The organism is Streptomyces sp. CA-135486 (assembly GCF_050936555.1).
Classification (GTDB): Bacteria; Actinomycetota; Actinomycetes; order Streptomycetales; family Streptomycetaceae; genus Streptomyces.
This window is the reverse complement of record NZ_JBNJMM010000002.1, coordinates 1139225-1152274: the sequence shown is the minus strand read 5'-3', so window position 1 is coordinate 1152274 and position 13050 is coordinate 1139225. Positions and strand designations below refer to the sequence as shown.

Annotated in this window: 11 protein-coding genes; 4 read left to right on the top strand and 7 right to left on the bottom strand. The window is 70.2% G+C overall.

The features are described 5' to 3' along the window. Positions 1 to 79: 79 nt before the first annotated feature. On the bottom strand, positions 80 to 2140 hold the full coding sequence (locus ACQEVG_RS24600) for a thioredoxin domain-containing protein (RefSeq protein ID WP_432987494.1): 2061 nt from the start codon (positions 2138 to 2140) through the stop codon (positions 80 to 82). A gap of 345 nt (positions 2141 to 2485) precedes the next feature. Here ACQEVG_RS24600 and ACQEVG_RS24595 point away from each other — a divergent pair, with 345 nt between their 5' ends. After that, complete coding sequence (locus ACQEVG_RS24595; protein WP_432987492.1) at positions 2486 to 5695, top strand: tetratricopeptide repeat protein; 3210 nt, start codon at positions 2486 to 2488, stop codon at positions 5693 to 5695. A gap of 101 nt (positions 5696 to 5796) precedes the next feature. Here ACQEVG_RS24595 and ACQEVG_RS24590 read toward each other — a convergent pair whose 3' ends face one another. Further along, positions 5797 to 6048, bottom strand: coding sequence for a hypothetical protein (locus tag ACQEVG_RS24590; RefSeq protein ID WP_432987490.1), 252 nt, complete (start codon positions 6046 to 6048; stop codon positions 5797 to 5799). Continuing rightward, a complete protein-coding gene (gene mca, locus ACQEVG_RS24585; RefSeq protein WP_432987488.1) occupies positions 6041 to 6922 on the bottom strand; it encodes a mycothiol conjugate amidase Mca in 882 nt (293 codons plus the stop codon). Before mca ends, ACQEVG_RS24590 begins: the two co-directional genes overlap by 8 nt. Positions 6923 to 7068: 146 nt before the next feature. On the opposite strand from mca, the gene ACQEVG_RS24580 reads away from it, so the two are divergent. Together ACQEVG_RS24580 and greA are read left to right on the top strand one after the other, a co-directional pair. Next, positions 7069 to 7473 carry a DUF4307 domain-containing protein gene (locus ACQEVG_RS24580; protein WP_432987486.1) on the top strand — a complete coding sequence of 135 codons (405 nt, stop codon included), beginning with the start codon at positions 7069 to 7071 and terminating at the stop codon, positions 7471 to 7473. 173 nt (positions 7474 to 7646) lie between these two features. Beyond that, positions 7647 to 8144: a transcription elongation factor GreA gene (greA, locus tag ACQEVG_RS24575; RefSeq protein ID WP_432987484.1), complete on the top strand. Its 498-nt coding sequence runs from the start codon at positions 7647 to 7649 to the stop codon at positions 8142 to 8144. Between the two features lie 92 nt (positions 8145 to 8236). Here the strand turns inward: greA and ACQEVG_RS24570 are convergent, their stop codons facing one another. After that, on the bottom strand, positions 8237 to 8608 hold the full coding sequence (locus ACQEVG_RS24570) for a hypothetical protein (RefSeq protein WP_432987482.1): 372 nt from the start codon (positions 8606 to 8608) through the stop codon (positions 8237 to 8239). 272 nt (positions 8609 to 8880) lie between these two features. On the opposite strand from ACQEVG_RS24570, the gene ACQEVG_RS24565 reads away from it, so the two are divergent. After that, entirely contained in the window at positions 8881 to 9618 is a 738-nt protein-coding gene (locus tag ACQEVG_RS24565; protein WP_432987480.1) for a helix-turn-helix transcriptional regulator, read from the top strand. Between the two features lie 54 nt (positions 9619 to 9672). Here ACQEVG_RS24565 and ACQEVG_RS24560 read toward each other — a convergent pair whose 3' ends face one another. The 3 genes from ACQEVG_RS24560 to ilvA all read right to left on the bottom strand — a co-directional run bounded on the left by ACQEVG_RS24560 (position 9673) and on the right by ilvA (position 12999). After that, positions 9673 to 10530 carry an ABC transporter permease gene (locus ACQEVG_RS24560; RefSeq protein WP_432987477.1) on the bottom strand — a complete coding sequence of 286 codons (858 nt, stop codon included), beginning with the start codon at positions 10528 to 10530 and terminating at the stop codon, positions 9673 to 9675. Continuing rightward, positions 10527 to 11546 carry an ATP-binding cassette domain-containing protein gene (locus ACQEVG_RS24555; RefSeq protein WP_432987475.1) on the bottom strand — a complete coding sequence of 340 codons (1020 nt, stop codon included), beginning with the start codon at positions 11544 to 11546 and terminating at the stop codon, positions 10527 to 10529. The genes ACQEVG_RS24560 and ACQEVG_RS24555 overlap by 4 nt, the downstream gene beginning before the upstream one ends. A 223-nt stretch (positions 11547 to 11769) precedes the next feature. Beyond that, a complete protein-coding gene (gene ilvA / locus ACQEVG_RS24550) occupies positions 11770 to 12999 on the bottom strand; it encodes a threonine ammonia-lyase (protein WP_432987473.1) in 1230 nt (409 codons plus the stop codon). Between the last annotated feature and the right edge of the window lie 51 nt (positions 13000 to 13050).

Here is a 13050-nt window from a genome sequence, read left to right as displayed (position 1 = left end):
GATGTGTCTCCGTCAGTTGGCGCGTTTCGGGCACGTGTACGTCCGCCCGTGCTATATAGATCCGGCCACGGCCCGGGCCTCAGCCGCCGAGCTGCTCGGCGAGCTCCGCCGGGTCCGTCGTGGGCATCCGGCAGGCGAAGTTCCTGCAGACATACGCCGCCGGGCTGCCGTCCACCAGGGTGCGGCCCCGCAGCAGCGGGAACTCCTCGCTGTCCGGCTCGCCGACCGCGACGACCGCGCCCGGGGCCTTGGCCAGCAGCGCCGTACGGTGCAACTCCCGTGTCTTTGTATGCACTTCGGCTCCCCAGGGGCCGGCCACCGCCACCTCGCGCGGCCCGTCGAGCAGCGCCTCCGCGACCGCGAGCCCCCAGCCGATGAAGCGCGGGGCCCGCGGGCCGAGCAACTTCACCACGCCCAACGCGCCCTCGGCGGCGGTGCGATGGGCCTCCGATCCGGTGTGCGCGGCGTACGAGAGCAGCGCACCGGCGGCCGCCGTCCAGCCGGACGGGGCGGCGCTGTCCGTCGGGTCCTGCGGGCGGCGGATCAACCGCTCGGCGTCATGCGCCGTGTCGTACAGAGCGCCGCCCTCGCCGACGAACTGGTCGATGACGGTGTCGAGGAGGAGGCCCGCGAACTCGAGCCACACACCCTCGCCGGTCACGCCCGCGAGCGCCAGGAAGCCCTCCGCGACATTCGCGTAGTCCTCCAACACACCTGCGTGTGCGCCCACGTGGCCGTCCTTGGAGGTACGGGAAAGGCGCGCGGCCGTATCCATGTGGAGGCGCACCAGGAGATCGGCCGCCTCGGTCGCCCGTTCGAGCAGATCCGGCCGTTCGAAGTACGTGCCGACCTCCGCCAGGGCCGCGATCGCCAGTCCGTTCCACGCGGCGACGACCTTGTCGTCCCGGCCCGGCCGGGCCCGCCGCTCCCGCGCGGCGAGCAGACGCCGCTTGATGGCCGGATCGGCTTCCCCGTCCGGGAGTTGCAGGACCGACGCACCCTCCTCGAACGTGCCTTCCTCCGTCACCCCGAAGTGCTCGGCGGCCAGCCGCCCGTCCTCGTCCCCCAGCACATCTCTCAGCTGCTGCGGCGTCCATACGTAGAAGGCGCCCTCGACATGCTTGCCCGCCCCACCCCCAGAGCCTTCGGCCCGGGGGTGCCCCCATCCGTCTCCGACGGCACTGTCGGCGTCCAGCGCCGACGCGAACCCGCCCTCCGCCGTGCGCAGCTCCCGCACCATGAAGTCCGCGGTCTCCAGCGCCACCCGCCGGGCCAGCTCCGACCCGGTGGCCCGCCACAGATGCGCGTACACCCGGCACAGCAGCGCATTGTCGTAGAGCATCTTCTCGAAATGCGGCACCACCCACTCGCGGTCCACCGAGTACCGCGCGAAACCGCCGCCGAGCTGGTCGTAGATCCCGCCGCGTGCCATCGCCTCGCAGGTTTCGGCGGCCATCTGCAGCGCACCGTCGGCACCCGTGCGGGCATGGTGCCGCAGCAGGAACTCGATCGCCATGGACGGCGGGAACTTGGGCGCCCCGCCGAAGCCGCCGTGCCGCTCGTCGTACTCCCTCGTCAGCCCGAGCAGCGCCTGCGCCAGCTCCTCCTCGCCGGGCGCCCCTTCCCCGCCGTACGCGAGCGAGCGCCCGGCCAGATCCCGGACGATCTTCCCCGCCACCTCGCCGACCTCGTCACGACGCTCGGTCCAGGCGCCCACAACCCCTTCCAGGATCTGCCGGAAGGACGCCATGCCGTGCCGGGGCTCGGGCGGGAAGTACGTACCGAAGTAGAAGGGCTCGCCGTCCGCGGTGAGAAAGACGGTCATCGGCCAGCCGCCCTGCCCGGTGGCCGCCTGCACGGCCTCCATGTACACGGCGTCGACGTCGGGCCGCTCCTCGCGGTCGACCTTGACCGGAACGAAGTGCTCGTTCAGATACTCGGCGGTCGCCTCGTCCTCGAAGGACTCGTGCGCCATGACATGGCACCAGTGACAGCTCGAATACCCGACGCTGAGCAGCACCGGCACCCCGCGCCTGCGCGCCTCCTCGAAGGCGTCGTTCGACCATGGCCACCAGTCGACCGGGTTGTCGGCATGCTGCAGGAGGTAGGGGGAGGTCTCATGAGCGAGGCGGTTCGGCATACCTCAATCTTTGCGCACACGGCGAAGGGACGCCCATGCGCCACGGTGGTGACACACCGTGGAACCGGAACCACGTTCCGTGAGCCGGCCTCTGGCGGACGCGCTGCCCGCCGCGTGGACCCTCGGCCGCCGGACGACCGGTCCGTACCGAGCGGAAACGTGTACTCGCCTGCCAGAAGGCGCACTTCGGGCCCGGCACCGGAACCCCTCGACACCCTCGCCGCCCTGCGGTCCCTCGTGGCTCCCTCGCGCTGACGCCCCGTACGCAGGACACTTGACGCCGGTACGGAACCGGAACCGGAACCGGACCGGTACGGAAACCGGAGCTCTCAGAGGGGGACGCACATGCGGGACAGCCATCGGGCGGAAGCCGAGCGGCTGTTGGTACGCGCCGTCGAGGAAGAGGTACGGCGTTCGGGAGGGCGGTCGGACTCGGGTGTGCTGCTGGCACGCGGGCGGGCAGCCCTGGACAGCATGGCGGCGAGTGCGGGCGAGGAGTACGCCGCGTACGAGCAGGCACTGGCGGAGGCGGGGGCCGGAGCGCAGCCCCTGTCCGCGCAGTTCAGTCGGCAGAACACAGCAACACCCGTGCTGGTGACCGCCATTGCCGCGGCCGCCGCGATCGGTGCGGACCTGGCGCTGGGCACGGCCGCGGGGACCGCGCTCGGCGCCGGAGCCGTCGTCGCCGTCGCCGGGGCCGCGACCACCGTCGTCAAGGTGACCGCCTCGCACTGGCCGGCCGCGCACCGCCGCGCCGGGGCGCTCGGGCAGCCGGGCGGCACCGAGCAGCTGCGCCTGCAGTGGCTGACGGCGCTGGAGGTACGGGGCATCCGCCCGTTCCTGGACCAGCAGCGGATGCTGGCCTCGACGACCCGTACCGCGACGAAGAAGGCTGCCGCGGCGCCGCAGCTGCGGGGCGCCGACCGGAGCGCGGCGGCCCGCAGGCGCTCCCTGCTCGAGCAGTCCTTCGGTCATCTGCCGGACCCGGAAGGGCCGTTCGCGGGCCGACGGGACGAGATGACGCAGATCGCGCAGTGGGTGCACGCGGCCCGCGCCTCGACCGAGACGAAGCCGACGATCGTGGTGCTGCACGGCGAGCCGGGCGCGGGGCGCACCACGCTCGCGGTGCGGGCCTCGCACCACCTCAAGGACCAGTTCCGCGGCGCGTGCATAGTCGATCTGCGCGGCGACGGCGACCAGCCGCTCTCCACGCGGGACGCCCTGCTGCATCTGCTGAACCGTCTTGGCGCACCGCGCGAGCAGCTGCTGTTCCGCGAGCGGTCCTCGCCCGAGCAGCAGGTGCGGCGGCTGAGCGAGCTCTACCACCAGCATCTGACCGGACTGCCGGTGACGGTGGTCCTGGACGACGCGAGCGACCCGGCGCAGGTGCGCACGCTGGTGCCGGAGCGCTCGGACAGCCTGGTCCTGGTGACCGCGCGCGGGCCGCTCGACCTGCCGGACGACATTCCGGCGTGGGTGCACCAGCTGCCGGTCGACGCGCTGGACCCGGCGGGCGCCGAAGAGCTGTTGCGGGCCTCGGCCGAGGAGCCCTCGTCCGGTCCGTACGACGCCCAGTCGGCCGACGCCGTACGGGAGTTGTGCGGCGGGCTGCCGCTCGCGCTGCGTATCGCCGGCTCCTCGCTCGGCTCTCGCACCGCACACCAGCTCGCGGCCGACCTGGCCGCCTACGGTCCGGTGGACCCGGTCGAGCGTGCGCTGTGGCTGCGCTACACGGACCAGCCCGAGCAGGCGCGCCGGCTGCTGCGCAGGCTCGCGCTGGCCGGACGGGCGTCGCTGGGCGCGGCCGCCGCGGCGGCACTGCTGGCCACGGACGAGCAGGAGTCCGAACGGCTGCTGACAGCCTTGGCGGACACGGGCCTGATCGACCATGTGCGGGCCAGCCGCTACCGGCTGCACGACACCGTACGGTCCTTCGCCCGGACCCGGCTCCTCGACGAGGAGGAGGCCGCCGAGCGTACGGCGGCGCAGGAGCGGCTCATCCAGAACTACGCGGATCTGGCCGGGGCCGTGATCCGGATGGTGGACGGCAAGATGTCCACCCGCGCGGGCCAGTTCGGGGCCCACGGCTTCCCCTCACTGGACGCGGCACTGCGCTGGCTGGACGACGAGTCGAGCTTCATCACCTCGGCACTGCGGTACGCGGAGGGCGTGGACCAGCAGACCGTGCTGAATCTGCTGGGCGCGCTGTGCGACTACTGCCTGCTGCGCGGCGACCTCTATCGCCTCGGTGAGATCAGCGAGCTCTCGCAGGCCGTGGACCAGGGGCTGCTGGAGCGGTCCGTGCGCTGGCGTACCGGAATCGCGGCCCGCCAGCTCGGCGAGCTCGACAAGGCCCGTACGACCCTGTCGTCCGTCGTCGGCCTCTACCGCGAGGCGCAGAACGACTCGGGCACCGCGCTCGCGCTCTGCTCGCTCGGCATCACACTGCACCACCAGGGCAATCTGACCGAGGCCGCGGCGAAGCTGCACGAGGCGATCGCGCTTCAGTCCTCGGACGAGCAGGCCGAGGACCGCGCCTGGTCGCTGCACGCGCTGGCCGCGGTGGAGCGCGACCGGGCCAATCTCAAGGAGGCGCTGACCCTGCTGGCGACGGCGCTGACCCTGCACCGGGAGGGCGAGTCGCTGCACGGCGAGGCGTGGACGCACTTCCAGCTGGGCCAGGTGTGCCTGCGCATGGGCGATGTCCCGCGCGCGGAGTCGGAGCTGCGCACCGCCCTGGATCTCTACGGCCGCACCCGTGACGGCCGCGGCGAGGCCTGGGCGCTGACCCAGCTGGCCCGCGCGCGGCTGGTGGACGGCGACCCGGTCCCGGCGGTGGACCAGCTGCGCCAGGCCCTGTCCCGGCACCGGGACAACGAGGACGCGCGCGGCGAGGCCTGGACGCTGTACTACCTGGGCCAGGCGCTGGAGGAGAGCGGCGACCGCGACCAGGCGGTACGGGAGCTGGAGCGGGCCCGCACGATGTTCTCCCGGATGCGCGACGTCTACGGCCTGGCGTGCGCCCGCCACCACTCGGGCCGGGTCACCCGCGACCAGCGCGCGGACCAGACGGGCAACCTGCGCAATTCCGGCTTCGCCCGGCAGCTGCTGGTGGACGCCCGCGCCGACTTCCACCGCATCGGGGTGGCCCACGGAGAGGCCTGGACCTGTCTGGAGCTGGCCCTGATCGACGCGGGGAACAACCGCGCGGCCCAGGCGCTGACGCTGTGCGACGAGGCGGTGGAGCTGTTCGCCTCGTACGAGGACGACCGCGGCGGCGCCTGGGCCCGCTTCCTGCGCTGCACCCTGCTGCCGTACGCGTCCCCGGGCGGTATCGAGGTCGGCACGGTGGTGGCCCAGGAGGAGCTCGCCCGGCTGATGGAGCGGCCGCACCCCTCACGCGACGGCAAGCTGGAGGACTGCGCGGAGGCGCTCGCGGTGATGCTGGAACGCGGCGTCCGCCTGGAGGACGGCTGGCAGGCCTGGCACCTGGGCATGGTCCCGAGCCGGCACGCACGCGAGGTGATGGGCGTCCCGGTGGCCGCGGCGACCTAGCGTCACACCGGGGCTCCTCCCCGGACCCCACGCCCGAAAGGCGTTCGGGGTCTGGGGCGAAGCCCCAGTTACGGGAAGGGGCGGGTGACCCAACCCCGCGTTCAGGCCGACGCGGGCCCGGCCTCCCGCTTGCCGCCGTCCCTCGGGGTTTCCGCCGTGGGGTCCGGCGCCTCCTCGAAGTTCACCCTCCCCATGTGCCGGTTCATCGACTTCATCAGCAGCCAGACCCCCACGGCCAGCGCCGCGAAGACGATGAAGCCGAGGACGCCGGGCGTCACCTTGTCGTTGTCGATCTCCTTGGCCAGAGGGACCAGGTGCGTCGTCAGTGCCAGGCTCGCGCTCATATCAGGCATTCTCGCGTACGCCCGCGAAGAGGTCGTCCTCGGGGAGGGAGGTATCGACCAGAGACTTGGCCAGCTCGTACTCCTCCGTCGGCCAGACCTTCTTCTGGATCTCCATCGGGACGCGGAACCAGCCGCCGTCGGGGTCGATCTGCGTCGCGTGCGCGATCAGCGCCTTGTCGCGGATCTCGAAGAAGTCGGCGCACGGAACGTACGTGGTCAGCGTGCGCTCGGCGCGCTGGAACTCCTTCCAGCGCTCCAGCCACTCCCCGTACGGGGACTCCATGCCGCGCTCCAGCAGCGCCTCGTGCAGCGCGACCGTACGCGGACGGTTGAAGCCCTGGTTGTAGTAGAGCTTCAACGGCTGCCAGACCGGTCCGAACTCCGACTCCGGGAACCTCTCGGCGTCCCCCGCGCCGTCGAAGGCCACCATCGAGATCTTGTGGGTCATGATGTGGTCGGGGTGGGGGTAGCCGCCGTTCTCGTCGTACGTCGTGACGACCTGCGGGCGAAAGTTGCGGATGGACCTCACGAGGCGCCCGGCGGCCTCCTCGGCGTCCTCCAGCGCGAAGCAGCCCTCGGGCAGCGGAGGCAGCGGGTCGCCCTCGGGCAGACCGGAGTCGACAAAGCCGAGCCACTCCTGGCCGACCCCCAGGATCTCGCGTGCCTCGTCCATCTCCTTCTTGCGCACTTCGTGGATGTGCTCCTCGATGTACGCGTCCCCCTGGAGCTTGGGATTGAGGATGGAGCCGCGCTCGCCGCCCGTGCAGGTCACGACCAGCACGTCCACCCCCTCGGACACATACTTGGCCATCGTGGCCGCGCCCTTGCTCGACTCGTCGTCGGGGTGGGCGTGAACGGCCATCAGTCGCAGCTGCTCAGTCAAGACTCGATCCTCAGTTGGTCGCGAAATACCGGTGCCGTCCCGCAAGGACGTCGATCTGGGGCGGCGGTCGGATGACGGGCGAGAGGCTTCTATAGTGACCGAATCGGGGGACGGAAAATTCCGCAGCCCCCGCCGAGAGGATTGACATGACCGCGCTGCGCGACGACGTCCCCACGGGCCGTTACGGCCGCTCCGCGGACGAGCGTGCCGACCGCAAGCTCAAGATCGTTGGCGCGTGCCTCGGTGTCGGGTTCCTCGGGGTGATCGGCTGGTTCGGTTACGACTACATCGCCGGGCAGCAGATCAGCGCCGAAGTGATCAAGTTCAGTGTCACGTCCGACGCCGAGGTCCAAGTGCACCTGGAGGTGCGCAAGGACGCGGACGCCACCGGCACCTGCACCCTGCGCAGCCGCGCCGAGGACGGCGACGAGGTGGGCCGGCTCGACGTCCCCGTCGGGCAGCGCGGCGAGACGCGCATCGACCAGGTCGTGAAGGTGCGTACGACGGCGCGCGCGACCAGCGCCGAGCTCGTGCAATGCACCGCCCACTGAGCTGGTGAACCACGGCGGGTCTCGTCGCTGACCTGCGCTTATGTAATTCTCATGGCTTTCGTCCTCCCCCTTCCGCCATGAAATTGTTAGGCTCGTGGTTTCGCCCATCCATGAAGGCACATCCTTCTGGGTAGGGCGATGCTTTGTATTCCCAGTACCTACGAGGAGCACCTGTGACCCAGACCAGCGAGAACGTCACCTGGCTCACCCAGGAGGCGTACAACCAGCTCAAGGCCGAGCTGGAGTACCTGTCTGGTCCCGCGCGCACGGAGATCGCCAAGAAGATCGAGGCGGCCCGTGAGGAGGGCGACCTGCGGGAGAACGGCGGGTACCACGCGGCCAAGGAGGAGCAGGGCAAGCAGGAGCTCCGTGTGCGCCAGCTGACCCAGCTCCTGGAGAACGCCAAGGTCGGCGAGGCACCCGCGGACAATGGCGTGGTCGAGCCCGGCATGGTCGTGACGATCGCCTTCGACGGCGACCCCGACGACACTCTGACGTTCCTGATGGCCTCGCGCGAGTACGCGAGCGCGGACATCGAGACGTACTCCCCGCAGTCCCCGCTGGGGGCCGGCGTGAACGGCAAGAAGGTCGGAGAGGACGCGGACTACGAGCTGCCGAACGGCAGGACGGCCTCCGTGAAGATCCTCGACGCCAAGCCGTACACGGGCTGAGCCCGCCACCGGACAGCGCGAAAGCCCCCGGCACGAGTCGATGCGAGTCGATGTGCCGGGGGCTTCGTGGTGCGTACGGCTGCCCGCGGTGGTCAGTGGCGGCACTCGAGGTAGATACCGCCGGACATCTTCACGTCCACCCTGCCGTTGCGCTTGGTCCCCTCCACCCAGGTCTTGAAGGCGCCGCGCGTCGGGCACTTGATGGTGGTGTTGAAGCTGCCCGAGGAGTTCGGGGAGACCGTGACGCACTTGTGCGTCAGCTGGACCCACCCGGCCAGCGTCTGCCCCAGAAGCGAGGCACAGACCTTCTTGTAGCCGTCGTAGAACACCTGGCCCCCGACCACACCCTGCACAATGCGGGGCGTGTACGCCTCAAGCTTCGGCGCCGCCGACGCCTGCGTCGTGCTCACAGCCATCACTGCCGAGGCCATGGCAGCGACAACACCCATGCGCGTCTTGTTCATTGAGAACCCCCTGGTTTCAGCGCAATGCCGGCCGGCCCAATAGCGGCCGGCCGGCTTCGGTCCCAGGCAGCATCTCCGCTCCGGGGAGCTCTCGAATATCCCCCACCCAGGGGATCTTCAACACGTACCGCACGAAGCTCAAATTCCCCTCAGTTACCACGTGTTCACTCCACGGCCGAGTGGTGATCAGGGCACCGTTGTAGCGTCAAGTGCGCGCCTGACCAGCGCGCATGTTCACGATGGTGCGTTATTTCGCACGAGGGGGAATTCACGTGATAAGGATCGTGCTCGTCGCCCGGCATCAGCTGGAAAGGGCGCGGATCCGCACCACTCTGGAGGCGGACCACCGCCATCGCGTCGTCGCCGAGGGAGTGCCGGGCCAGGAATGCGACCTCGTGTGCCGCAGCCGCCCGGATGTGGTGATCGTGAGCCAGCCGGAAGAGGGCGCGGCACTCGGCGCGTTGAAACGCATCACGGAAATACCGGCGCCCCCGGCCGCATTACTGCTCGCCGACCGGCTCACCCGCGACGGCGTGCGCCGGCTTCTGAGGCTCCGCGCTGCGGGCATCCTGCACCGGACCACCGCGAGCAGGCATCTGCCGTGGGCGGTCCACGCGGCGGCCCACGGCGGCCTGGCCCTGGCACCGGGGCTGGCAAGGGACCTGGCGGACACTTCCGCCGAGCCCGCGGGCGCGGCCGCCGAGCAGGCCAGGGCACAGGCGCTGCTCGGCGAGCTCTCACCGCGGGAGCGAGAGGTGATCGCACTCGCGGGCGACGGCCTGTCGAACCCGGAGATCGCGGCGACCCTGACGATCAGCGCGGACACGGCCAAGGACCATCTGCACCACATCTACGCGAAGCTCGGCATCCGCAGCCGACTCCAGGCCGCCCGCATCGTCTGGCAGGCAGGACTCGGAGGACTGGGAGGACTCGGAGACAGCGGAAGGGGAAGTGACCGCCCGGCCGGTAATCCGGGCGGTCACTTCCCCTCAGTCATCTGCTCCGGCTGATCGGGCGGCGGCCGGTCAGCCGGCCACGGCCGATGATCAGGCCGTGGCCGATGATCAGGCCGCGGCCGAGCGGTACTTGCGCACCGCCAGCGTCCTGAAGACGATCAGGATCACCACCGACCACATGACCGAGGCGAGCACCGGGTGCTGCATGGGCCAGGCCTCGGGGGCCTTGAAGCCGGGCGGCAGGTTGCCGAACAGCTCGCGGCAGGCCTGGACGGTGGCGCTGAACGGGTTCCACTCGGCGATGTGCCGCAGGAAGGTGGGCATCTGGTTGGCGTCCACGAAGGCGTTCGAGATGAACGTCAGCGGGAACAGCCAGATCAGTCCGCCGGACGTGGCCGCCTCGGGCGTCCGCACGGTGAGCCCGATCAGGGCGCCGATCCAGGAGAAGGCGTACCCGAGCAGGAGCAGCAGCAGGAAGCCGAGCAGCACACTGCCGATGTCCTCGTGGACCCGCCAGCCGACCAGGAGCGCGACGACTGCGAGCACGACGAGCGTGAGCGCGGTCTGCACCAGGTCGGCGAGGGTACGTCCGGTGAGGACCGCGCCGCGGGCCATGGGCAGCGACCTGAAGCGGTCGATGAGGCCCTTGTGCATGTCGTCGGCGATGCCCGCGCCGGCACCCGCGGTGGCGAAGGTGACGGTCTGGGCGAAGATGCCGGCCATCAGGAACTCGCGGTAGTCCTGGGCGGATATGGAGCCGCCGACCTGGATGGAACCGCCGAAGACGTACGTGAACAGGACCACGAACATGATCGGCTGGATCATCCCGAAGATGATCATCTCCGGGATGCGGGTCATCCGGATCAGATTGCGCTTGGCGACGACGAGCGAGTCGTTGACCGACTGCACGACACCACCGCGGGGTTTGGGGGCCGCCGGCCTGACGGCTTCCGTTGTGGCGGTCACTTGGCGCTCTCCTTCCGGGACTTCTTGTCCTTGGCGCTCGACGCGTCCGCCGGCCCGCCGTTCTCCTCCTGCTCAAGCTCGGCCACATGGCCGGTGAGCGAGATGAAGACGTCGTCGAGGGTGGGGCGGCGCAGGCCGATGTCGTCGATCTCCACGCCGCGGATGTCCAGTTCGCGGATGACCTCGGCGAGCAGCTTGGCGCCTCCGGCGACCGGGACGGTGAGCTTGCGGGTGTGCTCGGCGACGGCGACGTCTCCCTTGCCGAAGCCGAGCAGCACCTCGCGGGTCGGGGCTATCTGCTCGCTCTCGTGCACGACGACCTCGACGCGCTCGCCGCCCGTCTGGGCCTTGAGCTGGTCGGCGGTGCCGCGGGCGATGACCTTGCCGTGGTCGATGACGCAGATGTCGTCGGCCAGGTGGTCGGCCTCTTCGAGGTACTGGGTGGTCAGCAGCAGTGTCGTACCGCCGCTGACCAGTTCCTGGATGACCTCCCACAGCTGCATCCGGTTGCGCGGGTCGAGCCCGGTGGTGGGCTCGTCCATGAACATCACGGGCGGGGACACGACCAGGGCCGCGGCCAGGTCGAGCCGGCGGCGCATACCGCCGGAGTACGTCTTGGCGGGCCGGTCGGCGGCGTCGGCGAGGTTGAAGCGCTCGAGCAGCTCGACCGCCCGGGTCTTCGCGTCGCGCGCGCTCATCTGGTAGAGCTGGCCGACCATCTGAAGGTTCTCACGGCCCGTCAGATACTCGTCGACCGCGGCGAACTGGCCGGAGAGGCCGATACAGCGGCGGACCTCGTTCGGGTGCTTCAGGACGTCGATACCGGCGACGACGGCCTTGCCGCTGTCCGGCTGCAGCAAAGTGGTCAGTACGCGCACGGCGGTGGTCTTGCCGGCTCCGTTGGGACCGAGAAGTCCCAGAACCGTGCCTTCGGGGACGTCGAGGTCGACGCCGTCCAGTGCCCTTACCTCGCCGAAGGTCTTCACCAGGCCTTCGGCGTATATGGCGCCCGGCATATGGGTTCTCCCAAGGTGCAGATGAGTGGGTTGCTTCGTACAGAACAGCTCAGATATGAACGGTCTTCCGCGCCTGGCGAGAGCACGTGGAGAGCCCCCTTACCGTAACGCGATACATCGCGACTCTCAAGAGTGTCGCGAGTGATGGTGCATGCACGCGCCCGCAGAGACGACAAGGCCTTGACGCCGTGCATTGCTGCGTCGGATCGGCGGGCAGCCCCGGTCAGTTGATGACCGTGTAACCCGCCTCGCGCAGTGCCGTCGCCACCTGCTCGCAGTGCTCCGGGCCCTTCGTCTCCAGCTGCAACTCCACCTCCACCTCCGTGAGTCCGAGCCGCGGATCGGTCCGTACATGACTCACATCAAGGACGTTAGCGTCGACCACTGACAACGAGCCGAGAAGTGCCGCCAGCGCCCCGGGCCGGTCCGTCAGACGCACCCGCAGCGACAGATAACGGCCCGCCGCCGCCATGCCGTGCCGCAGGATCCGCTGCATCAGCAGCGGGTCCACATTGCCACCCGACAACAGGGCCACCACCGGCCCCTTGAACGACCGCGGGTCACTCAGCAGCGCCGCCACCGGACTCGCTCCCGCAGGCTCCACCACCAGCTTCGCCCGCTCCAGGCAGAGCAGCAGCGCGCTGGAGAGCGCGTCCTCGGAGACCGTACGGACCTCGTCCACCAGATCGCCAATGATTTTGAACGGAACGTCTCCGGGGCGGCCCACCTTGATGCCGTCCGCCATCGTCGTCGGCGCGTCGATGGAGACCGGATGCCCGGCGCTGAGCGAGGGCGGATACGCGGCCGAGCCCTCCGCCTGCACGCCGACCAGCTTCACATCCGGCCGCAGCGCCTTCACCGCCACCGCGATACCGGCCACGAGCCCGCCGCCGCCGACCCCGATCACGATCGTCCGCACCTCCGGGCACTGCTCCAGGATTTCCAGGCCCACCGTGCCCTGTCCGGCGATGATGTCGGGGTGGTCGAAGGGGTGGATGAAGACCGCGCCCGTGTCGTGCGCGTACTCCTGCGCGGCGGCCAGGGTCTCCTCGATGACCTGACCGTGCAGCTTCACCTCGGCGCCGTACTCCCTCGTCGCGGCGACCTTCGGCAGCGGCGCCCCCATGGGCATGAACACCGTGGAGCGCACGCCGAGGAGCGAGGAGGCCAGCGCCACGCCCTGCGCGTGGTTGCCGGCGGAGGCCGCGACGACCCCGGCCGCCCGCTCCTCCGGGGAGAGCCCGGCGATCCGCACATACGCGCCGCGCAGCTTGAACGAGCCGGTGCGCTGCAGGTTCTCGCACTTGAGATGGACGGGCGCGCCCACCAGCTGCGACAGATGCCTGCTGCCCTCCATCGGCGTGGTTCTCGCGACCCCCGAGAGCATCTTCTGTGCCCCCCGGATGTCGTCGAGGATGACGGGGTGCAAGGGGCCAGACGTACTGAAGGTCATGACGTCAAGTCTCGCAGCTCACCGGCCCGGCGGCCGCGCGGATCCCATGCC

Bases quoted from the DNA above. Each gene is read 5' to 3' on its own strand.
- ACQEVG_RS24600 (WP_432987494.1), bottom strand. From the start codon at position 2,140: ATGCCGAACCGCCTCGCTCATGAGACCTCCCCCTACCTCCTGCAGCAT.
- ACQEVG_RS24595 (WP_432987492.1), top strand. From the start codon at position 2,486: ATGCGGGACAGCCATCGGGCGGAAGCCGAGCGGCTGTTGGTACGCGCC.
- ACQEVG_RS24590 (WP_432987490.1), bottom strand. From the start codon at position 6,048: ATGCCTGATATGAGCGCGAGCCTGGCACTGACGACGCACCTGGTCCCT.
- ACQEVG_RS24580 (WP_432987486.1), top strand. From the start codon at position 7,069: ATGACCGCGCTGCGCGACGACGTCCCCACGGGCCGTTACGGCCGCTCC.
- ACQEVG_RS24570 (WP_432987482.1), bottom strand. From the start codon at position 8,608: ATGAACAAGACGCGCATGGGTGTTGTCGCTGCCATGGCCTCGGCAGTG.
- ACQEVG_RS24555 (WP_432987475.1), bottom strand. From the start codon at position 11,546: ATGCCGGGCGCCATATACGCCGAAGGCCTGGTGAAGACCTTCGGCGAG.
- ilvA (WP_432987473.1), bottom strand. From the start codon at position 12,999: ATGACCTTCAGTACGTCTGGCCCCTTGCACCCCGTCATCCTCGACGAC.